The organism is Bacillus sp. AFS041924 (assembly GCF_002577195.1).
Taxonomy (GTDB): Bacteria; Bacillota; Bacilli; order Bacillales; family Bacillaceae_G; genus Gottfriedia.
This window is the reverse complement of record NZ_NULG01000008.1, coordinates 20,017-40,666: the sequence shown is the minus strand read 5'-3', so window position 1 is coordinate 40,666 and position 20,650 is coordinate 20,017. Positions and strand designations below refer to the sequence as shown.

Here is a 20,650-nt window from a genome sequence, read left to right as displayed (position 1 = left end):
ATTTCTTATTTATTGATTTCAATAATTTACCTTAGCTTTTTCTGAAAATCTTCTAATTTTTAGATGGGTCGTATTTATACATAACGGTATCAGCTAAACGACATTTAAGCGTTATCTAGAACATTTCATTAAGTGTTTTTACAGGGATTTTTTAATTTTCATAAAATGAACTCTTTTGATACCACAAATGTGAAAATTGATTATACATGGATCTCTTTCATTAGCCTTGAATGAAGAAAAACTGCATAGAGTTGAGTATAAAACGTCATCTACATCTTGACGTTTAAGTTTGTTTTTTTTGATGTACCTCCTTTCGAAAACAAATTTAACACATTCAAGAACGTTCGGTCAAGAATATTTTTTGAACGAATGTTCTTGAATGTATAAAACGAAATGTTAAGGGCTAGTAGTAATAGATCATTCATTACTTTTTTATATCATTTTTATATTTTCTTTACCGTTCGTTCCAGAAATGATATATTTATTTTGAATATTTTTTCAATAACATTTATTTAGCTTAAATATTTTTTTAATCTTTTTGGAACGTTCGTTCAAAAAATACAATAAACAATCGATATTTATAACAAAAACACGGTGATTCCGTTTCATCAAAAATATAAATTATTCTAATCGAAAATCTTGTATTGTTATAAAATCAGAATAATTTTAATATAAGATTGCTTGGACGAATGTTTAGTATTTAAGGAACAGAATATTTAAATATAGAATTACTCAAATAGTCATACGTAGTACTCGTACCAAATCAATAGTGTCTTAAATAGGTGTACTCCATATTTGACAGTATGGTGAACACCTTATTGATAGATCGTGAAGCTTACATCCTTACTAATAAAAATAAGACAAAGGTGGTGAAAAACATGGAGTTGAAGCAATTAGAATATTTTATGGCAATATGTGAGGAAATGCATTTTACTAAGACTGCGGATAAACTAGGGATAGGGCAACCAACATTAAGCTATCAAATTAAAGCTTTAGAAGATGAAATTGGAATTAGACTTTTTGATCGATTAGGAAAAAAAATAGCACTTACCGAAGCTGGTAAGATCTTACTAGAACACTCTCGTCAAATTTTTAATACAATCAAAGGTGCTAATGAACAATTGCAGGAATTACAAAAACTTAGTAGAGGTAAGTTAATTATTGGTGCACTTTCAGGCGATTTAAGCCATGTTGCCTTACTGGCATTACTTGAGTTTCATTCCATGTATCCACATATACAGTTACAATTTTTTGTATTAGAAGACGTTGTTGAAAAAATAAAACAAAACGAATTTGATTTAGCATTGACAATTATGCCACTAGAGGATGACGGATTAAATATTATTTCATTGTACGAAGAGGAGTTTTATCTTGTTGTACATTCTGAGCATAAATTAGCTAACGAAAATGAACTAGATATAAAAGATATTGAAAAAATACCTTTCATATTAAATCCTAAAGATCACTGTTTTAGAAAATGGTTTGATTCGGTTTGTGGAAAGTCAGGCATCATAATCGAACCAATTATTGAATCAACTGATACAAAATCGATCGTTAGTTTGGTTAAGCAAGGTATTGGAGCTACAATCATATCAAAAACACTATATCATAGTGAAGATAATGGACAATTAGCTGCAATAAAGATAAATCCTACTTTACAAAGAAAAATAACGATTATTCATCATAAGGAAAAGAGGATTGGTTCAGCCGCCAATATTTTTAGAAGTTTATTGAATTCACATATAGATAAATATAATCAGATAGAAAGTCTTATATAAGGGGATCGAATTCATTTACTTAATGCCTTTCTTACTACAAAAATAGACTTGAATTTGAAAACAAAAAGTTCGAAGATTAAGAGGTAACCTGGGGATGTATAAAGAAAAGAAATTACTGGAAGAGATTGAAAACCTACGTTTACTAATGATCAATTTAACTCAGAGAAATTCTCTTTCTTATCCAGAGGTAATAAAAATAAGTCAGAATTTGGATTACTTATTAAATAAGTACGAAAAAACTATAAAGCAAAAGATTAAGTAATTCGTTACATTAGTCATCAAAAATCAAAAAATTAAGAATGAATTCATATCAATAAATCCAAATTAAAACTAAGGGCAAATTTGAAATTACAAAATGAGAAGAGAGTGTAAAGTAATGATCGAAATTACCGACGAAAACTTCATCCCCACAAAAGATGACTTTCATATTAGTGAAGTTGATGAGCGTGTTGTAATAAGAAAACCAAGTAAAGTTGAACTATAATCGCAAAAAGGAGGCTGTTTACGATGGTCTCTTTTTTATTGCATACAAAATCACATCTATCGCAATGTAACTAGTGGAGGAGAGGTACAGTTAGGTATTTCGAATAATGGAAATGATTTATCTACAAGTAACAGATACGGGTATTGGGATTAAACTGGAAGACCATACTCGAATATTTGACCGTTTTTATCGATCTGATAAATCAAGATCCAGACAAATTGGACGCCATGGCTTAGGCTTGGCGATTGCAAAATGGATCGTAGAAATCCATAATGGAACTATACATGTAACTACCGAAATTGGAAAAGGAAGTACGTTTACATTACGAATTCCAACTTCTAATGTTAATCGTAAAAAGGTGTAAGACGATTTTATCAATTTACGAAATTTACATTCTAAAATTGAAAGAGTACAATAGCTAAGCTAAAGTAAAAAAAATCAATGGTTTTACTTGATTGGTGTCGTTTCTATTCAAATGATAAACAAATGCCGAAACTTGAATTCCATTTTTCCTAATAGAAAGGAATGTTGACCTTGAAAATTGCTTTCATTGCGCACGATCAAAAGAAAAATGATTTAGTAAATTTTGCGATGGCATATGAATCTATTTTATCTAAACACGAGTTATATTCTACAGGAACAACTGGAACAAAAATCATGGAAAGTACAAAACTAAATATACATCGATTTAATTCTGGTCCTCTTGGTGGAGATCAGGAAATAGGTGCTTTAATAGCGAAGAATTTGATGGATATCGTTATCTTCTTTCGTGATCCACTAACAGCGCAGCCACATGAACCAGATATTTTGGCTTTAATTCGCTTATGTGACGTATACTCAATTCCTTTAGCAACGAACATGGGTACTGCAGAAATTTTAATTCATGGTTTAGAACGCGGGGACCTAAAATGGAGAAACATCGTGCATGAAAAGCAAATTAGGGAACGGTAGAAAAATGGACTATATCAATAAGAATCGCTATAAAAACGATTAAGAAATCGAATATTTACCCTTGATGAAGGAAAAAGTAATTCTAGTGCAATTGAAAAGGAGGATTATGATGGATAATCAAGGATTTGGACATACGCATAATACAGGCGAAACTGTAATGATCACTGGCCGTTATACTGATGCAGACGGGGAGAATATTGAATTACAAGCGGGACAAAAGTTTCCGAATTGCCCTTCATCAGGAAAGCCAACTAAATGGAGACACGGGAGTTAATTTAGAGGCAAGAAAAATAGGGTTTCAAAAGTATAGTAAAAAAGATTGTACAACATGTAATAAATACATTGTCCAATCTTTTTTTTTATTAGACTGATACGTTATACATTAGACCAAGATGCAAAAGTTAAAATTAATTTAATAAAAACAATTCTTTATTTTTTCTTTACATATACTCTTAATTAAATTAACAAAATCTCATTAAAATTAAAAAGTAAATTCTAATAATTCTTTTATTTTAAGGGGGATTTTTTAATGTTTAGAAACAGACTTACGAAAAAATTAATTCCAGTGGCTGTGCTTTCAACGATGGCATTTGGTACATTTATTGGTTCGTTTGCGAATCATGAAGTACAAGCTAAAGAAACAAACAAGAATGAAATTAGGAATGTAATCTTTTTAATTGGTGATGGAATGGGTGTTTCATACACTACAGCTTATCGTTATTTTAAGGACAATCCAAAAACGAAAGTAGTCGAACAAACTGAATTTGATCACTATTTAGTTGGTCAACAAATGACATATCCTGAGGACCCAATGCAAAATATTACTGACTCAGCTGCAGCGGCAACAGCTATGTCAGCGGGAGTTAAAACCTATAATGCAGCGATTGGTGTAGATAATGATGGGACAAAAGTAAAAACTGTTCTAGAGGCAGCAAAAGAAAAAGGAAAAGCGACAGGTCTAGTAGCTACTTCAGAAATTACACATGCTACACCAGCGTCTTATGGTGCTCATGATGTAAGTCGTAAAAATATGAATGCGATTGCGGATGATTACTACGATGAACTAATTAAAGGTGGACATAAAATAGATGTCATGCTGGGAGGAGGATTAAGTAACTTTGTACGTGAAGATCGTAATTTAACAAAGTTATTTAAAAAAGATGGCTACTCTTATGTAACGAATAAAAACCAAATGTTAAAAGATAAAAACAATAAAATGCTAGGCTTGTTCGCACAAGGTGGAATGCCCAAGATGATCGATCGTGAAGACTCGATGCCTTCACTAAGCGATATGACAAATACAGCAATTAATAAATTAAGCAGAGATAAAGATGGATTCTTTTTAATGGTAGAAGGTAGCCAAATTGATTGGGCTGGACATGACAATGATATCGTTTCGGCAATGAGTGAAATGGAAGACTTTGAAAAAGCATTTAAAGCTGCAATCGCATTTGCCAAAAAGGACAAGCATACATTAGTTGTAGCAACTGCTGACCACTCAACAGGTGGATATTCTATTGGCGCAAAAGGTGATTACAATTGGCATGGAGCTCCGATTGCCGCAGCTAAACGTACACCTGATTTCATGGCTGAACAGATTAGTAAAGGCGCAGATGTAGAAAAAATATTAAAATCTACTATTAAATTAGAATTGAAGCCTGAAGAGATTCAATCAGTTAAAACAGCGGCCGTGTCAAAAAATACGTTAGAGATCGATAATGCAATCGAAGCAATATTTGATAATCGTTCTGTAACTGGTTGGACTACTGGTGGTCACACAGGTGAAGACGTAAACGTTTATGCATATGGTCCTGGCAGTCAATTATTTGCAGGGAAGATCGATAATACTGACCAAGCAAAAAACATCTTTAGAATTTTAAAGAATGGTAAATAAGTAAACAATAAAGTCCCGTTAAATGATGCTATTTAACGGGATTTAAGAATGAAAGGGGATTTATATGAAAAAGTTGATTCCATTTATTTTACTTTCTTTTATGCTTTCAGGGTGTAGCTTCGTTCAAAAAGAGAAAACAACTGTTTCAGCCGAAAATATAAAAAAGGTCTCTACAGTATCCAAAAACCGAGCAAAGTCTTTAAATGATGTATATATTCCAAACCCACAGGTTTCAGATGATACAGGTTTGCTTCTAAAAGGTCAAACACTTAAAGATGAAAAAGGTGAAGTTACATTAGAAGGAATTGCTTCATTAAATAAGTCTTACTCAGTTGGTCCAATCGAAATGAAAATTAAGCATATAAAACTTATGAAAAACTTACCGACGTATTCTTTAATGGATTATTTTCATTATTATACAGAAAGCTATGAAAGTTTCCGATTTATAAAGGTAGAAGTAGAAATGATTAATCACTCGAATAAACAATTACATTTTGGTCCAGTAGCTCATTTGATGACCAGTAATAAGGAAGTAAAGGAATTTAAAGATGACTTCTACATTGAATATTTAGGCGGGGAAATCACTCCTAATGGTTCAAAACAAGGAGCAATGGGATTTATTGTAGATCATACTGATCCGGGCTTGAAATGGATTGAGCTAACTACTAGTGATGTATTAGATGATCAACATAAAATAATTGCCAAAGCAAAAAAAATAAAAGTAGATATTAAGTAGGAATGCAGAATAAAACTCCTTTCTCAAAATAGAAAAAGGAGTTTTTATTATAAGGTTACTTCGTCCTCAACTTGGGGAAGAAGTACTTCATTTTTGTCGGGATACATTTGTTCGATATGATTTTCTCCCCAAGTACATAGCAAATCTAAAACTTCTTTTAAAGACTCTCCATAATCAGTTAAGGAATATTCTACTTTTGGGGGAACCTGATTGAATACTTTTCGATGAACGATATTATCTTCCTGCAATTCTTTCAATTGCTGAGTTAACATCTTTTGAGTAATGTTTGGCATTAATTTTTTTAATTCAGAAGTTCTTTTCGTTCCTTTTGTCAAATGACAAAGTATGACTACCTTCCATTTACCACCGATTACGTCTAATGAAGCCTCGACGGGAATATTGTATTTTTTCATTTTCTCCGCTCCTTCGTTCATCTTTATACAAAACGGCCAACACTATAAATTTTTAATGATTTAAATATCATAACATTCTCTTCATAAACTGTGTAGTTTCTAGTCCGATATAAAATTAATTAGAATAATTTTCGATGATTTTAACCTTTACTCACATAAATGTTACTAAAAAGTAACTATATCACTTCAAAGTGCATACTTCTCTAAATTATTCCTATCGCTCATAATGACAATAGTTAATTGATTAACAAATTATAAAAAGTATTTTTTCCATTTTACTTAAATGTATAAAGGAAGTCGTTAATCTTTTACTTTTTCATTTCATTTATGTTTTGAATGGCAAAGAGACTTTATTCAGGCGCCATGTTTCTTTGTATTCAAACTAACCATAAAAATCATAATAACAAGGAGGAATCTCTATATGAGTTCGACTGCTGCTTCGATTAAAGTACAAGAGAAAAAAAGTGGCACTCCCGCGTTAATGGCTCTTGCCATTAGTGCATTTGGGATCGGAACAACTGAATTTGTTCCCGTTGGTTTGTTATCAACACTAGCTAGTGATTTAAATATATCAATTACATTAGCAGGTTTATTAATTTCCGGTTATGCAATGGGTGTTGCATTTGGAGCACCAATATTAACAGCACTAACTAATAAAATCGGTCGAAAATCGTTATTAATGCTATTAATGGTTATCTTTATAGTAGGAAATAGTGTTGCCGCTTTTTCTACTAGCTTTGGCCTTTTATTAGTAGCAAGAATAATTACTTCATTTTCACATGGTGTTTTCTTTTCAATTGGTTCAACAATTGCAGCTGATGTAGTACCTGAAAATAAACGGGCAAGTGCGATTGCATTTATGTTTACTGGATTGACTGTTGCGACTGTAACGGGCGTTCCATTAGGTACATTTATTGGTCAGCATTTTGGATGGAGATCAACTTTTGGGGCTGTGGCAATACTAGGTATTATTGCAATCATCGCAATTGCACTATTAGTCCCAAAAACAATCAAACAGCCACCAGCTTCAAAAATTAGTGATAACTTGAAAGTTTTAACTAATGGACCATTACTTTTAGCCTTTGCTATTACAGCATTAGGATACGGAGGTACATTTGTAGCATTCACTTATTTAGCACCAATCCTTGAAAAAATTACTGGTTTTGCGCCAAGCTCTGTAAGCATCATCTTACTTGTTTATGGAATTGCAGTAGCACTTGGTAATACATTAGGTGGTAAAGCAGCTAATAAAAATCCTTTAAAAGCATTAACTTGGATGTTTGCTGCACAAGCAATTATTCTCGTGATTCTATCGTTTACGGCACCATTTAAACTAGTTGGAATTGTGACGATTTTCTTCCTAGGCTTACTTGCTTTTATGAATGTACCTGGTCTACAAATTTATGTTGTGAAATTAGCAGAAAAGTATGTCCCATCTGCTGTAGATATTGCATCAGCGTTAAATATAGCAGCTTTCAATGTAGGTATTGCAATTGGAGCCTTTATTGGTGGTTTAGTTGTAGATACAATCGGCTTGATCCATACACCATGGATTGGTGGAGTTATGGTTTTAGGAGCAGTTTTACTAAGCATCTGGAGTGCTTCTTTAGAAAAGAGAAAGTAAATTAATTTTAAAAAAATAATAAGAAAATAGAGGAGATATGAAAATGAATAATCTAGTTAAATTAAACAATGGTTTAGAAATGCCTGTTATAGGTTTAGGGGTTTTCCAAGTAGAGGACGGTCAAGTTGTAATTGATTCAGTCAAGGCTGCAATCCGAAATGGTTATCGTAGTATTGATACTGCAGCGATTTATCAAAACGAAGAAGGTGTAGGTCAAGGAATTAGGGAAGCACTTGAGGAAAATGGTCTTAAACGTGAAGATTTATTTATTACATCAAAAGTTTGGAATGCTGATCTTGGCTACCAATCAACAATTGATGCATTTGAATTAAGTTTGAAAAAACTAGGTCTTGATTATTTAGATCTTTATTTAATCCATTGGCCAGTAGAAGGCAAATATGTTGATACATGGAAAGCACTAGAAACACTATATAAAAATGGAAAAGTAAAAGCGATCGGAATGAGTAACTTCCAAATTCATCACTTAAAAGAAGTAATGGCTAATGCTGAAATAATGCCTATGGTCAATCAAGTAGAATTACATCCGATGCTAAGCCAAGTTGAACTAAGAAAATTCTTAAAAGAAAATTCAATTCAAGTAGAAGCATGGGCTCCGTTAATGCAAGGAGGTCTATTTGAAAACGAAACTTTATTAGAAATTGCAAACAAACATAATAAATCAATTGCTCAAGTTGTATTACGCTGGCATTTACAAAACGGCGTTGTAATCATACCGAAATCGATTAAAGAACACCGTATTCAAGAAAACGCAAATATTTTCGATTTTGAACTAACACAAGAAGACATGAATCGAATCGACGCTCTGAACCAAAACCACCGTGTAGGTCCAGACCCTGACAATTTCGATTTCTAATCTAATCATAAAAACAAAAGGCTGTCAAAAAAATGACAGCCTTTTGAGTATGTAGAATATCTGTATTTAATTGTCACATTTTTTAACAAAATAAATAAATTATATCTAAACCATAGAGGCATTTTATAGTAAGAGTCGAATATTCGAATAGAACATATTCATTTAGATAGTACTTCCTCAATTTCAGACATCGATATGTAGACAAAGTCTCAAAAAATTTGATTTGAAACTGATTTATAACACCTGTCAACATCTGAAGTAAGACTTAAGTCTTACTAAGTCTAATACTTAAGTGCGTTTCAAATTGTATACCAATTTATTACTATTAATATAGTAAATAAAAAATACTGGAGAATGGTCGAGCAGTAGTAGAGGAGTTGATTTTTTTGAGGAAAGACAATAAACAGTTTAATACGATGAAAGAACTAACGCTACATATCATATTAGCTACAATTTTAATCTTAATATTAATCATTAGTTTACCTACTGTAGTGACAATCTATAAAATATCATTTATTTTTGCGATTATGGGAATTCTGCTACTAGATTTTTATCTTATCGTATCGAATCGCAAAAAACTTTTAAAGGTTACAAAAATAGCGTTTATTAGCTTACTTCTTTGTATATCGGTAGTAGAAATAATATTTTATGTTAGTAAATTTTTAGTATTCGTAGATCAGTACGGAATTGAACGAATACTAACCAGTCATATTACTACTGCGAAATTATTATTTTTCTTAATCTGTTTATTTCAACCGATAATTTTACCTTTACCAGAAGCGATTACGATTCCAGCGGGTAGTGCTGTAATTGGCTCTTTTTCCGGAGCGGTAATTGGATTTCTAGGTTCAACTTTAGGTATTGTTATTATGTATTTTCTAGCAAGAATAGGTGGACATAAATTAGTTTCAAAGTTTGTTAAAGAAAAACAGTTACAAAAATACCAGGAATATGTCAAAAAGAATGAAACAATTATTTTGACCTTAATGTTCATCATTCCAATTTTACCCGATGAAATTATTTGTGTCGGAGCAGGTATTAGTAAAGTATCCTTTAAAAAGTTTATCTTAATTGCTTCAATTTCAAAATTGATAACATCTTCTCTACTATCATACTCTGTATATCTGGCTAAATTCTTTTCCTTAACCACTTCGCAAATAGCACTGGCGGGCTCGATATTAGTGGCATGCATCCTAGCCTTATCATTAATTATTAAGAAATCAATTAAACGAACTAATTCAAAAGAAGCTTATGTGGCTTCACAAGGGGAATAAAAAGGCGATATAAGGTTTTATCCTTACATCGCCTTTTTTGTTGTCGAAATTAAAAATTTCCTGAGAAATAATGTAGAAATATAACCTATTTATTGTGCTACTATCCGATTAGAACTTTAATACCTTGAACAATATTCCATATAAATACAATTAAGTTAACGATAAATGCTAAAATAAACCCGCCAATAATAGCAAAACTTGCGCCATCACCAAACGTATTAAACGTGAAAAGCGATATAAGCGCTAAAATAATAATTGTTAGAAATGGGAGTATATGTGAAAAAAAAGCGCGTTTAGAATGAGATTTTAGTTGTTGATCCTTTGCTACAAAATAAACAATTATTGGGAATAAAAAAGGTGCGAAGAATACACTAAAATAACATAATGAGGACAAAATCTTATTTGCTTCCATTTTCTTTACCTCTGTTTCTTATAAAATTTTAATTATTAATAGTATAGTTTAATTTATATATAAAAATCGATTTATTTATAACGATTTTTGAAATTACTTCATTCGAAAATGTTTAAGCTGAGAAATGGGTATCCTTTTTTTGTCTCTTTTTTAAGGAAACATAAACGAAAAAGGTGACAATAATAGTAGCAGTTATACTGATTGTAATCCATGGTGAACCAAGCAAGAAGTTACCATATAAGGTATAAAGAACGGCGATCGGAATATTACCAGCAAAAACAATTGCAATATAAGACAAATATTTCATATTCGTCGAAGCAGCAATAAAACATGCGCCATCAGTCGGAGCTAGAGGAGTCGCAACTGTTAAAAATAAGTATTTCTTTCGATTCGAAATAATCTCTTTAAATAAAGAAGGATACTTATTTTCCATGAATTGCTGGATCGTATTACTTAAAATACTTCTACTTAATAAGTAAATAATTGTTTCTGTGATGACCATTCCAATTAAAGATAAGAGAATGGTTTCAAATGGGCGAAAAAATAAACTACCTACTACAATTAATGCAGAGCTAGGAATAAATAGAAAAATTCTAGCGCAGAAAATAGCGACAAATAATAGCATCGGATTCATAGAGGAATTTGCAATAAAGTGTTTTATATCATTCAAAGACAAATGAAATAAATGATATCGAATTGCCAGTAGTAGCATTAAAATCCAAAAGCCGATTACAATGATTGGAACGACTTTTTTCATGATCTCTGCTCTCCTTTTAAGTTAGAAATCTTCTGTTATAGTATTCTATTCCTCATAGATAAGAAAACTGATTCATTTTTAAAAATTAATAATAAAGGTCATAATCATGTCAAAAAAAGAATAAAAATTAATAAGCACTGAATATCTCAAATCAAAGAGAATTGAGGTGGAGATATGCTTGATGAAGGTTTATTAATTATTAGACTTGTTTTAGGAATTATTTTATTAGCTCATGGGGTACAAAAAGTATTTGGTTGGTTTGGTGGTTATGGTATTAAAGGAACTGGACAATGGTTAGAGTCGATTGGCATCAAACCTGGTGCATTTTTTGCTTTTATAACAGGAGCAGCAGAAATTGTAGGTGGATTATTTGTAGCGGCAGGTGTATATACAGAAATCGGAGCATGGTTGATTATATTAGTTATGGCAGTAGCCGTCATAAAGGTTCACATAAAAAATGGATTCTGGAATAGTTCAAACGGATTTGAATTTAATCTATTAATTATAGCAGCAGCAGTAGGTTTATTATTGACAGGGCCAGGATCAATGGTTTTATTCTAGACTCGTATTTTATTAGTTTTAATATGTAAATTATTGGTTTTTATAGACACTTAAAGATGGCCTTATCTATTGAGGCCTTCTTTTTTGTTGTATAACGAAAACCACCGGCTAGGCCGGTGGTTCTAAAAAGCTTTTAGCTTTGAACAAAATAAAACCTCCTTGATATAATTAAACCCGGTCGGCCAACCAAATTTAATTAATCAAGGAGGAATATTATCCATGGATAATAATAGCCTAGCACACAGTAAATGGAATTGTAAATATCACATAGTCTTTGCACCAAGATACAGAAGACAAGTGATCTATGGAAAATTAAAAAGAGAAATTGGTCAGATTTTAAGGAAACTATTACGAGTATAAAGGAGTAGAAATTATTGAAGCTGAGGCATGTGTAGACCACATACATATGTTGGTAAGTATTCCACCTAAAATGGGCGTTTCACAATTTATGGGATATTTAAAAGGTAAAAATTCATTAATGATTTTTGATCGTCACGCAAATTTGAAATATAAATATGGGAATCGACAATTTTGGTGTAGAGGATATTATGTAGATACAGTAGGCCGAAATAAAAAAGTAATTTCAGAATACATAAGGAATCAACTACAAGATGATTTAGCAGGAGATCAATTAAGTATGAAAGAATTTATTGATCCGTTTACGGGTGAGCCAGTAAAAAAGGCAGTAGTTTTGGAGATGGAAAATACGAACAAAATATGTACTTTGTTCATAAAGCTGTGAACTTTGTGCATAAAGTAGGGTATTTAGTTCATAAACTACGGAGTTTAGTTCATAAAACTCTATTTTTTGTTCATAAAGCGGTCTGTCTTATATAAGACGACTTCTGTGAGCTGAAAATATAGTAGAATTAAAATCAAAAAGCACGAACACTTTGTTAACACGGCTTAAATAATGGTAGAACTGGCTTAATTATTGCTAAAGTAGGCTTAAATATTGTAGAACACGCCTAATTATCGCCAAAACAGACCTTAACACTGGTATGACCAGCTCAAATATGGGACTATCAACTTTTTCATGAAAAATATCCCTCATTCGTGATACGATAAGATTAATAATAATCAAAATGGAGGGATCGAGATGGCAGAAGCGATTTTTGAGCAGCTCAGGTTTACTAGAGCTTACACATTGAGAGCACTTAGCTCAATTTCAAAGGAAGTTGTGGATGTAATTCCAGCAGGATTCAATAATAATATTCGTTGGAATGCTGGTCATGTCTTAGGGGCATACGAGCAATTACTTTATACTAATACTGGTGAAACTGGCCAACTTTCTAAGGACTTCATTGATTTTTTCAAAGGTGGGACTAAACCAAGTGACTGGCAAGAGGAGCCACCAGCTTACGAGGAAATCATTACATTATTAGAACAGCAAGTTGAACAAGTAATTTCTACATATGAAGGTCGTTTAGATGAAGTCATTCCAAAAGAAATGAAACTAGGTAGTTTTGAAATCAAGACTGTTCGAGATATGATTAGCTTTAATATTTTCCATGAAGGATTACATACAGGACTAATAAATGGTTTAAAAAGATCACTTGGCAAATAGAGAAAATAAAGCTTTTTTTTTGATCTTTTGTCCACGTACTAAATCTAGGAGTTTATGCTCCTAGGTTTTTTTGTTATAATCAAGTTTAACCATCTGCTGATTTGAATGATTGAAAATTATGGTAATTCAAAATAAAATATGGCTCTTTTCTAATTGATCTTTGTTTTTTTGTAGAATAGAAAAACTCAAAAATATTACGAAAAATGCCTAAAAAGAACGAGGTTATATATTATGAAGAAAGAAAGTAATTTAATTATTTACGATCTAATTTTGTATTTAGTATTTCCACTTGTTTTATATAAAGTTTTACAGCATTATTTTAGCGATTATTGGGCAATGCTCCTTCCGACGGTTCCAGGGATTTTATATACTTTATTTCGTTTCTGGTATACAAAACAGTTTAATGTAACTGGTATTTTTATCATCTCAACATTAACTGTTAGCACCGTGGTTGATTTGTTAGCACTAGGTTCTGCTAAAAACTTAATTGTGTATAATGTGTATTATCACTTTGCTCTTGTCGGAGTATTTTTAATTTTATTGGCCTTAAAAAAACCATTACCATATTATTTTATGATTGATATTGCTGCAATTCAGGGGCAAGATCGTGAAGAAAGTAAGAAGTTATATAAACAACCATCACTATTTAAAGTGTTTCAATATTTGTTTATTGCGTGGATTGTTAAAGATATCGTATTTGCTATTGGGCAATGGTGGATGGTTGATACGTATGGTTTAAAAGCGTATTACTCACGTACAATTATATTTACAGTGGGAGGATATGTATTTGGTATCATCATGGCGATTGGCTATGCAATTGTTACAATGAGAGCTCAAAAATTAAAAGGGGACGATTCAGAACAATCCTCTGATGAAATTATTATTTAATTAGTAATATGAAGATAAACCACAAGGAATTCCTTGTGGTTTTATTAATTTATCTGTACCATTAATGAATTTCAAATTCCTACAATTTCTGCATTTTTCTTGATCCTGCATTTAAGATATCAAGTTTTTGTATTCTCTCATTTTCGGGCTCGACGTGAATTAATATTTTAGGTTCTACTAAAACTTTTTTTATTTCATCTTCAATTTTGTCACATAATAAGTGGGCTTCTTCAATGCTCATGTGTGATGGTAATACTAAATGGAAATCAATATGCTCTTCGGCACCCGAACGTCTCGTGCGCAAGTCATGATACTCTATAAATTGAGATTTAAAAGAATATAATACATTTTCAATTTGTTTTAACTCATCAGGAGATAGTCCTGTATCAAGTAGAGGGGTGAACGATTTACGACCTAGTTCAATCGATTCCTTCATTATATAAATGGCAATTCCAATTCCGATCAAAGCATCAAGAAATCCCCAACCAGTAAGACTTACTAAAACTAAACTAACTGCGACTCCTAGTGATGAATAGACGTCTGTTAATAAATGTAAAGCATTTGATTGCATTGCAACAGAATGAGTATCCTTTCCTACTTTTTGAACGATTTTTCCTACTCGCCAATTGATTAACGCTCCAACTAACATGACGACTACACCAATCATTGGTAACTTAATTGGAGTAGGATGAAGAAGTTTTTCAACGGATTCAAAGATAATCCATATACCAGCTACAAAAATTAAGATTGTTTCGACCGTACCAGAGATATTTTCAAACTTGCCATGACCATACGGATGGTCCTCATCAGGTGGTCTGTTTGAAATTTTTATAGAGAAAAATGCAATTACTGAAGCAACTAAGTCCAGTAAAGAATGGATTGCTTCGGAGATGATAGCTACTGAACCGGTAAAGATTCCAACTATTAATTTTAATAAAACGATGAATGTGTTACTGCATATTGAAAGTACTGCTATTTTGCTTGAACGCAATCTATTCACCCCTGTCCAATTTTTTCTACTTAAGTTAAGAGTTTTGTAATAAGGCAACAAAAAAGAAAAACCACTAACAGTTTGTTAGTGGTTTGTTTTTTTTCTATTTGATTTATTTTTATTGAAATGATTTTTCATTTTTAAATCACCTTTTCTCTCATATCAAACATATTCTATAGTATAGATACTATTTTGAAAAGGAAAAGCTGTGTATGGAAGTAAATATAAATCGACAAATATTTTCAAAAATGGTTTGACATCTATTTTTAGACTGTGTTATACATAGACTAATATAAAAAATAACAGTCTATTCGTAGAGGTTGCATTGTATATGAGTATCATTTAAGAGAACTGTGGGTTCTAAGACGAAATGAGAAAGGATCCTATGCCGAAGAAATAAATTGCCACACATTTTATTTCTGGGACTACATTTAATAAATGTGGTACTGTCACATGTGTTTGTGAAGAGCTATTGAAGAGATGTGATTGGCTAATTCCTTTTTTAAAGGTGATAGGCACATGAACATATCCTTCATGTGTCTTTTTTAATACACTAATACATTGAAGGAAGCTTCTTAGAATGATCTTACATTTAGGTTTGAAGGGAGAAAACGAATGTATTTACATGGTAATAGCCGAATTAATAATGAAGGACATCTGGAAATCGGAGGTTGTGACACAGTAGAATTAGCCCAAAAGTATGGGACGCCTCTATACATTTATGACGAAGCATTAATCGAATCAAAATGTAGGGAATTTCATGAAGCTTTAAAAGAAACTGGAATGAAATATCAAGTTGCTTATGCTAGTAAAGCGTTCTTATGTGTTGAACAAGCCCGTTTAATAGAAAGAGAAGGATTATGTTTAGATGTTGTATCTGGTGGAGAGTTATATACAGCCTTGCAAGCAGGTTATCCAGCTGAGAAAATACACTTCCATGGGAACAACAAAACAATCGAAGAAATTGAGGAAGCTTTAAATGCAAAAATTGGTTGTTTTGTAGTAGATAACTTCTTTGAATTAGAAGTATTACAGGCATTAGCTGAGCAACGAGATGAAGAGGTTTCAATTTTATTACGTGTTACACCAGGTGTAGAAGCACATACACATGAATATGTGATGACAGGGCAAGAAGATTCTAAATTTGGATTCGACATCATGTCTGGGCAAGCTAATGAAGCAGTTGAAGTTTCATTAAATTCAAACAACCTTAAATTATTAGGAATACATTCACATATAGGATCACAAATTTTTGAGCCAGATGGATTCGTTCATGCAATCAATGTTTTAATGAGCTTTTTAAATGGACTAAAAAATGATTTAGGCTATACAGCTGAAATATTAAACGTAGGTGGAGGCTTCGGAATTCGATATACTTCAGAGGACGAACCTTTAGCTGTTGCCACACATATCGATAAAATTACTTCTATTATAAAACAACAATGTGAAGAGCTAGATTACAAACTACCGGAATTATGGTTAGAGCCTGGCCGTAGTATTGTTGGAGAGGCTGGAACAACACTTTATACGATTGGTTCAACAAAAAATCTTCCTTCAATTCGTAAATATGTATCTGTTGATGGGGGAATGACTGATAATATTCGTCCGGCACTGTACGGATCAAAATATGAAGCAATGCTTGCAAATCGAGCAAGTGATGAGAATAAAGAAGTTGTATCAATCGCAGGTAAATGCTGTGAAAGTGGAGACATGTTAATTTGGGATTGTAAATTACCTGTTGTAGAAAGTAATGATTTATTAGCTGTATCATGTACAGGTGCTTATGGCTATTCAATGGCTAATAACTATAACCGTATTCGTCGCCCGGCGGTAGTCTTTGTTAAAGATGGTGTTTCAAGAGAAGTAGTTCGTCGAGAAACATATGAAGATTTAGTTAGAAACGACAGAGTTTACATTGAAAACTCTTCTACTAGATAATTTACAAGAATTACAGTTAAAACACTTCTATAAAAAATAGGAGTGTTTTATTTCGATTTCCTTAATAAAACATGATAATTTATCGACATATAAAGACATATTTATCATTTATATTACAATATTGTAACAATTGCGACTTACTTCGTGAATCTATGGTATAAATACATACGTAGATTAGCGAGAGGAGAACGCTGAAATGTTAAGAAAAAAACTAGCAGCGCTGGCTGTTGCAAGTACAATAGTATTATCATTAGCGCCAAATGCTTCAGTATTAGCTGATAGCAAAGTAGAAAAAAAGCAAGCTGAAGTAGATAAGTTCCAATCACAATTTAAAGAATTAAGCAGCCAAGTAGAAAAATTAGATAAACAAATTAAAACAACTAAGAATAATATAGAAGCAAAAAAAGCAGAAATCGCTGAAACAGAAGATATTATTAAAGATAAAAAGGCGAGAATTACATATTTACAAGGTAGAATTGAAAAACGTAATCAATTACTTGAGGATCGTTTAGTTGCAATGCAAAAGCAACCAAAAGTTAATTTAGTAACTGACGTATTATTTAATTCAGATAGTATCGTGGATTTCTTTAATCGTGTAAACTCAATTTCAACACTTTTTGAAGCTGATGAAAATATTATTAAAGAACAAAAATCTGAACAAGCAGAAGTAGAGAAAGAAAAACAATTAGTTGATCAAAAGAAAGAATCTTTAGTTACGGCTAAAGAAGATTTAGTTGCTCAACAAAGTGAACTTTCTAAATCACAAGCTGAAAAACAAAAGTCATTAGATACTGCAGAAGCTAACTTAAAGTTAGCTGTTAAAGAGCTTGAAAATGCAAAAGAAGATGAGAGAGTAAAACGTCTTGAGCAACAATCTCTTGAACTAGCAGCTTTATCTAGTGATGATGAAGAAGATGATAGTAGTGATAACAGCACTGCTGCAAAATCTACTTCAAATTCTAGCTCACGTTCAAACTCTGATTCAAAATCAGATTCAAATTCTGGATCTAATCCAGGATCAAATAATGATGGCCCAGCCGCAACTGGAAATTCAATTGTAGATTTTGCTATGAAATACCAAGGTGTTCCTTACGTATTTGGTGGAACTTCTCCAAGCGGATTTGATTGCAGTGGATTCATTTGGTATGTCTATTCACATAATGGATATGGCATCTCTCGTGGAAATGTAAAAACATATTGGAGTAGAGCTACAAAAATCAGTTCTCCACAACCTGGTGACCTAGTATTCTTACAAAATACTTATATTAATGGTCCTTCACATATGGGTATTTACATTGGTGGAAATAAAATGGTACATGCTGGAAGTAAGGGAATTGGCGTAATCAGCTTAAGCAATAGCTGGGTTCGTTCTCACTTCTTAGGCTATGGAAAATTCTAATAGTTTATTAACCTCGTATTATATTTAGTATGGTACGAGGTTTTTTATGTTCTCTTAAAAAATAGCAAAAAAAGATATAAGCTTAGCTTATATCTTTTTGGTTTTTAACCTGTTCTTTTAATAAATCACGAATTTCAATAAGTAAAGCTTCCTCTTTAGTAGGAACGACAGGTTTTGCTTCTTCTGCTACTTTCTTTCTAAACGATAGTCTATTTAGTAATCGGACAAAGAAAAATACTGATATTGAAATAATTAGGAAATCAATAACTGTTTGGATAAAGGAACCATATTTAATTTCGTGAAAAACTAAGCCAGTAAAATTCGATTTTCCTATGATTAATCCAATAACAGGCATCATTATATCAGCAACTAATGAGGACACAATCTTACCGAAAGCACCACCAATAATGACCCCAACTGCTAAATCAAGTACATTCCCTTTCAAGGCAAACTTCTTAAATTCTTCAAACATTTTACTTTCCTCCTGTGTAATTATCGTATAAGTTTACATACAAATCTTCATTCTTTCAAGTAAGCAATTAGACTTTTTAAGCAAAAATATTTATATCGTCTTTTAGATATGGTAAATACTAATTAATGACAATTTTTAGGAGGAGTTAAGGTATGGGGACAGAATTGGCTACATTTGCTGGTGGTTGTTTTTGGTGTATGGTAAAACCGTTTGATCAACAGGACGGAATCATAAAGGTTGTATCAGGCTATACAGGTGGGGAGAAAGAAAATCCAACGTATGAAGAAGTGTGCACTCATTTAACAGGTCATTACGAAGCAGTTCAAATAACATTTGATCCGGAAGTATATCCTTATGAAAAATTATTGGACTTATTTTGGCAACAAATTGATCCGACAGATACAGGTGGACAATTTGGTGATCGAGGAAGTTCATATAAAACGGCAATTTTTTATCATAACGAAAATCAAAAAGAACAAGCAATTGCCTCAAAAGAAAAACTCGAAAAAAGTGGCGTTTTCAAGAAATCAATTGTGACAGAAATATTACCTGCAAAACCATTTTATGAAGCTGAGGAATATCATCAGCATTATTATAAAAAGCATCCAGTTCGTTATCAGTTATACTTTAAAGGTTCTGGTCGCCAAAAATTTTTAAAGGAGCACTGGAAAACTGGTCAAGAAGAGTTAAAGCAAAAGCTCACACCAATTCAGTATGCTGTTACACAAGAAGATGCAACTGAACCGCCTTTTAGAAATGAGTTCTGGGATCATAAAGAAAAAGGGATTTATGTTGATATCGTATCTGGAGTTCCATTATTTAGTTCATTGGACAAATTTGATTCAGGCTGTGGATGGCCAAGTTTTACAAGACCTATATTAAAGGGTGAAGTTGAAGAGAAAAAGGATTATAGCCATGGAATGCTGCGTATTGAAGTGAGAAGTGCAGAATCTGATTCACATCTAGGTCACGTTTTTGATGATGGGCCTGGACCTGAGGGGCTTCGTTACTGCATTAACTCTGCTGCTTTAAGGTTTATTCCATATGAAAAAATGGATGAAGAAGGTTATGGTAATTACAAGAGCATCTTTCTGAAATAGAGTGCTATTTAATTTATTTCACTTATATGGGATATAAATAAATAAACGAATGAAACCGAGATGTAATATTGTCTCGGTTTTTTCTTTATTAAAAGATGACACTGGATTATAACCTAATCATTACTTTTTTAATCTGTCTCAAATATTTTTAAAATGTTTTCTGAAAATATTTACAATTTTGAAATAAGTGTGTTAATATAAAAGTGTCACAAAGTTGTCACAAATTAGGTATTGCAATTCGCGGAAAAGAAGAAACAGGAGGTTAATCATTATGAAGCAAACTGATCTTGAAATCGTTGAAACATATACTCAATATTCTGGTATTGCCTTTTTTATTGGTCTTATTCTTTTTTTACTTTATTTCACTGGAAGCGGTTTCTTACATACAGGCGTAAGCTTAACGGTGAGCATAGTATTGATGGGCTCTTGTTCAACCTTATTTTTATTAGGTACTTTTTTGGGATTGATGTTTTCAGTTTCTTCAAAAGAACAAGTTTAAACGTTAAAAAAAGAGTGGGTGTTCAATGACGAAAAGTC

General features: G+C 32.2%; 22 protein-coding genes, 1 pseudogene and 1 riboswitch. Of the genes and pseudogenes, 18 read left to right on the top strand and 5 right to left on the bottom strand.

All coding sequences use genetic code 11. The annotated features are described in order from the left end of the window. Window positions 1-878 precede the first annotated feature (878 nt). From COC46_RS03385 to COC46_RS03360, 7 genes are all read left to right on the top strand, one after another. The gene (locus tag COC46_RS03385) at window positions 879-1,778 is read left to right on the top strand and encodes a LysR family transcriptional regulator (RefSeq protein WP_098808352.1); all 900 of its coding nucleotides are present in this window, start codon (window positions 879-881) and stop codon (window positions 1,776-1,778) included. A gap of 94 nt (window positions 1,779-1,872) precedes the next feature. Continuing rightward, the gene (locus COC46_RS03380) at window positions 1,873-2,040 is read left to right on the top strand and encodes an aspartyl-phosphate phosphatase Spo0E family protein (protein ID WP_098808351.1); all 168 of its coding nucleotides are present in this window, start codon (window positions 1,873-1,875) and stop codon (window positions 2,038-2,040) included. Between the two features lie 328 nt (window positions 2,041-2,368). Beyond that, window positions 2,369-2,626: a sensor histidine kinase gene (locus COC46_RS03375; protein WP_369700011.1), complete on the top strand. Its 258-nt coding sequence runs from the start codon at window positions 2,369-2,371 to the stop codon at window positions 2,624-2,626. Window positions 2,627-2,796: 170 nt separating this feature from the next. Next, the gene (gene mgsA / locus COC46_RS03370; RefSeq protein WP_098808350.1) at window positions 2,797-3,213 is read left to right on the top strand and encodes a methylglyoxal synthase; all 417 of its coding nucleotides are present in this window, start codon (window positions 2,797-2,799) and stop codon (window positions 3,211-3,213) included. 109 nt (window positions 3,214-3,322) lie between these two features. After that, the gene (locus COC46_RS22085; protein ID WP_176545042.1) at window positions 3,323-3,487 is read left to right on the top strand and encodes a hypothetical protein; all 165 of its coding nucleotides are present in this window, start codon (window positions 3,323-3,325) and stop codon (window positions 3,485-3,487) included. Between the two features lie 255 nt (window positions 3,488-3,742). Further along, window positions 3,743-5,107 carry an alkaline phosphatase gene (locus COC46_RS03365; protein ID WP_098808349.1) on the top strand — a complete coding sequence of 455 codons (1,365 nt, stop codon included), beginning with the start codon at window positions 3,743-3,745 and terminating at the stop codon, window positions 5,105-5,107. A 64-nt stretch (window positions 5,108-5,171) separates the two neighbouring features. After that, window positions 5,172-5,843, top strand: coding sequence for a DUF4352 domain-containing protein (locus COC46_RS03360; RefSeq protein ID WP_098808348.1), 672 nt, complete (start codon window positions 5,172-5,174; stop codon window positions 5,841-5,843). 47 nt (window positions 5,844-5,890) lie between these two features. On the opposite strand, the gene COC46_RS03355 is transcribed toward COC46_RS03360, so the two are convergent. Continuing rightward, window positions 5,891-6,256 (bottom strand): winged helix-turn-helix transcriptional regulator, encoded by a 366-nt coding sequence (locus tag COC46_RS03355; protein WP_098808347.1) that lies wholly within the window; start codon window positions 6,254-6,256, stop codon window positions 5,891-5,893. A 421-nt stretch (window positions 6,257-6,677) separates the two neighbouring features. Here COC46_RS03355 and COC46_RS03350 point away from each other — a divergent pair, with 421 nt between their 5' ends. The 3 genes from COC46_RS03350 (at window position 6,678) to COC46_RS03340 (ending at window position 10,028) form a co-directional block, all read left to right on the top strand. Continuing rightward, a complete protein-coding gene (locus COC46_RS03350) occupies window positions 6,678-7,880 on the top strand; it encodes an MFS transporter (protein ID WP_098808346.1) in 1,203 nt (400 codons plus the stop codon). Window positions 7,881-7,923: 43 nt separating this feature from the next. After that, window positions 7,924-8,754, top strand: coding sequence for an aldo/keto reductase (locus tag COC46_RS03345; RefSeq protein WP_304362824.1), 831 nt, complete (start codon window positions 7,924-7,926; stop codon window positions 8,752-8,754). A 386-nt stretch (window positions 8,755-9,140) separates the two neighbouring features. Further along, a complete protein-coding gene (locus COC46_RS03340; RefSeq protein ID WP_098808344.1) occupies window positions 9,141-10,028 on the top strand; it encodes a TVP38/TMEM64 family protein in 888 nt (295 codons plus the stop codon). A gap of 100 nt (window positions 10,029-10,128) precedes the next feature. Here COC46_RS03340 and COC46_RS03335 read toward each other — a convergent pair whose 3' ends face one another. Continuing rightward, complete coding sequence (locus COC46_RS03335) at window positions 10,129-10,440, bottom strand: magnetosome magnetite crystal formation protein family (protein WP_098808343.1); 312 nt, start codon at window positions 10,438-10,440, stop codon at window positions 10,129-10,131. Between the two features lie 112 nt (window positions 10,441-10,552). Next, window positions 10,553-11,197, bottom strand: coding sequence for a TVP38/TMEM64 family protein (locus COC46_RS03330; RefSeq protein ID WP_098808342.1), 645 nt, complete (start codon window positions 11,195-11,197; stop codon window positions 10,553-10,555). 174 nt (window positions 11,198-11,371) lie between these two features. Here COC46_RS03330 and COC46_RS03325 point away from each other — a divergent pair, with 174 nt between their 5' ends. The 4 genes and pseudogenes from COC46_RS03325 (at window position 11,372) to COC46_RS03310 (ending at window position 14,213) form a co-directional block, all read left to right on the top strand. Beyond that, window positions 11,372-11,758, top strand: a complete 387-nt coding sequence (locus COC46_RS03325; protein ID WP_098808341.1) for a DoxX family protein — start codon at window positions 11,372-11,374, stop codon at window positions 11,756-11,758. A 219-nt stretch (window positions 11,759-11,977) separates the two neighbouring features. Continuing rightward, window positions 11,978-12,500: pseudogene (tnpA, locus tag COC46_RS03320) on the top strand (IS200/IS605 family transposase). Window positions 12,501-12,857: 357 nt separating this feature from the next. Next, window positions 12,858-13,325, top strand: a complete 468-nt coding sequence (locus COC46_RS03315) for a DinB family protein (RefSeq protein ID WP_098808340.1) — start codon at window positions 12,858-12,860, stop codon at window positions 13,323-13,325. Between the two features lie 231 nt (window positions 13,326-13,556). Then, entirely contained in the window at window positions 13,557-14,213 is a 657-nt protein-coding gene (locus COC46_RS03310; RefSeq protein ID WP_098808339.1) for a VC0807 family protein, read from the top strand. A 79-nt stretch (window positions 14,214-14,292) separates the two neighbouring features. On the opposite strand, the gene COC46_RS03305 is transcribed toward COC46_RS03310, so the two are convergent. Further along, a complete protein-coding gene (locus COC46_RS03305; protein ID WP_098808338.1) occupies window positions 14,293-15,204 on the bottom strand; it encodes a cation diffusion facilitator family transporter in 912 nt (303 codons plus the stop codon). A gap of 306 nt (window positions 15,205-15,510) precedes the next feature. Further along, window positions 15,511-15,684, top strand: a riboswitch (Lysine riboswitch). 135 nt (window positions 15,685-15,819) lie between these two features. Between COC46_RS03305 and lysA the strand changes: the two genes are divergently transcribed. Together lysA and COC46_RS03295 are read left to right on the top strand one after the other, a co-directional pair. Further along, window positions 15,820-17,142 (top strand): diaminopimelate decarboxylase, encoded by a 1,323-nt coding sequence (lysA, locus tag COC46_RS03300; protein WP_098808337.1) that lies wholly within the window; start codon window positions 15,820-15,822, stop codon window positions 17,140-17,142. Between the two features lie 196 nt (window positions 17,143-17,338). Further along, the gene (locus COC46_RS03295; protein ID WP_098808336.1) at window positions 17,339-18,541 is read left to right on the top strand and encodes a C40 family peptidase; all 1,203 of its coding nucleotides are present in this window, start codon (window positions 17,339-17,341) and stop codon (window positions 18,539-18,541) included. Window positions 18,542-18,623: 82 nt separating this feature from the next. Here the strand turns inward: COC46_RS03295 and mscL are convergent, their stop codons facing one another. Further along, window positions 18,624-19,013 carry a large-conductance mechanosensitive channel protein MscL gene (mscL, locus tag COC46_RS03290; RefSeq protein WP_098808335.1) on the bottom strand — a complete coding sequence of 130 codons (390 nt, stop codon included), beginning with the start codon at window positions 19,011-19,013 and terminating at the stop codon, window positions 18,624-18,626. Between the two features lie 152 nt (window positions 19,014-19,165). On the opposite strand from mscL, the gene msrA reads away from it, so the two are divergent. Together msrA and COC46_RS03280 are read left to right on the top strand one after the other, a co-directional pair. Continuing rightward, the gene (gene msrA, locus COC46_RS03285; RefSeq protein ID WP_098808334.1) at window positions 19,166-20,113 is read left to right on the top strand and encodes a peptide-methionine (S)-S-oxide reductase MsrA; all 948 of its coding nucleotides are present in this window, start codon (window positions 19,166-19,168) and stop codon (window positions 20,111-20,113) included. A gap of 271 nt (window positions 20,114-20,384) precedes the next feature. Continuing rightward, window positions 20,385-20,612: a hypothetical protein gene (locus tag COC46_RS03280; protein WP_098808333.1), complete on the top strand. Its 228-nt coding sequence runs from the start codon at window positions 20,385-20,387 to the stop codon at window positions 20,610-20,612. Window positions 20,613-20,650 lie beyond the last annotated feature (38 nt).

Coding starts and splice junctions, on each gene's coding strand:
- COC46_RS03280 (WP_098808333.1), top strand. CDS start 20,385: ATGAAGCAAACTGATCTTGAAATCGTTGAAACATATACTCAATATTCT.
- msrA (WP_098808334.1), top strand. CDS start 19,166: ATGGGGACAGAATTGGCTACATTTGCTGGTGGTTGTTTTTGGTGTATG.
- COC46_RS03350 (WP_098808346.1), top strand. CDS start 6,678: ATGAGTTCGACTGCTGCTTCGATTAAAGTACAAGAGAAAAAAAGTGGC.
- COC46_RS03360 (WP_098808348.1), top strand. CDS start 5,172: ATGAAAAAGTTGATTCCATTTATTTTACTTTCTTTTATGCTTTCAGGG.
- COC46_RS03310 (WP_098808339.1), top strand. CDS start 13,557: ATGAAGAAAGAAAGTAATTTAATTATTTACGATCTAATTTTGTATTTA.
- COC46_RS03295 (WP_098808336.1), top strand. CDS start 17,339: ATGTTAAGAAAAAAACTAGCAGCGCTGGCTGTTGCAAGTACAATAGTA.
- COC46_RS03365 (WP_098808349.1), top strand. CDS start 3,743: ATGTTTAGAAACAGACTTACGAAAAAATTAATTCCAGTGGCTGTGCTT.
- COC46_RS03385 (WP_098808352.1), top strand. CDS start 879: ATGGAGTTGAAGCAATTAGAATATTTTATGGCAATATGTGAGGAAATG.
- COC46_RS03330 (WP_098808342.1), bottom strand. CDS start 11,197: ATGAAAAAAGTCGTTCCAATCATTGTAATCGGCTTTTGGATTTTAATG.
- lysA (WP_098808337.1), top strand. CDS start 15,820: ATGTATTTACATGGTAATAGCCGAATTAATAATGAAGGACATCTGGAA.
- COC46_RS03380 (WP_098808351.1), top strand. CDS start 1,873: ATGTATAAAGAAAAGAAATTACTGGAAGAGATTGAAAACCTACGTTTA.
- COC46_RS03375 (WP_369700011.1), top strand. CDS start 2,369: ATGGAAATGATTTATCTACAAGTAACAGATACGGGTATTGGGATTAAA.
- COC46_RS03355 (WP_098808347.1), bottom strand. CDS start 6,256: ATGAAAAAATACAATATTCCCGTCGAGGCTTCATTAGACGTAATCGGT.
- COC46_RS22085 (WP_176545042.1), top strand. CDS start 3,323: ATGGATAATCAAGGATTTGGACATACGCATAATACAGGCGAAACTGTA.
- COC46_RS03315 (WP_098808340.1), top strand. CDS start 12,858: ATGGCAGAAGCGATTTTTGAGCAGCTCAGGTTTACTAGAGCTTACACA.
- COC46_RS03345 (WP_304362824.1), top strand. CDS start 7,924: ATGAATAATCTAGTTAAATTAAACAATGGTTTAGAAATGCCTGTTATA.
- mscL (WP_098808335.1), bottom strand. CDS start 19,013: ATGTTTGAAGAATTTAAGAAGTTTGCCTTGAAAGGGAATGTACTTGAT.
- COC46_RS03335 (WP_098808343.1), bottom strand. CDS start 10,440: ATGGAAGCAAATAAGATTTTGTCCTCATTATGTTATTTTAGTGTATTC.
- COC46_RS03325 (WP_098808341.1), top strand. CDS start 11,372: ATGCTTGATGAAGGTTTATTAATTATTAGACTTGTTTTAGGAATTATT.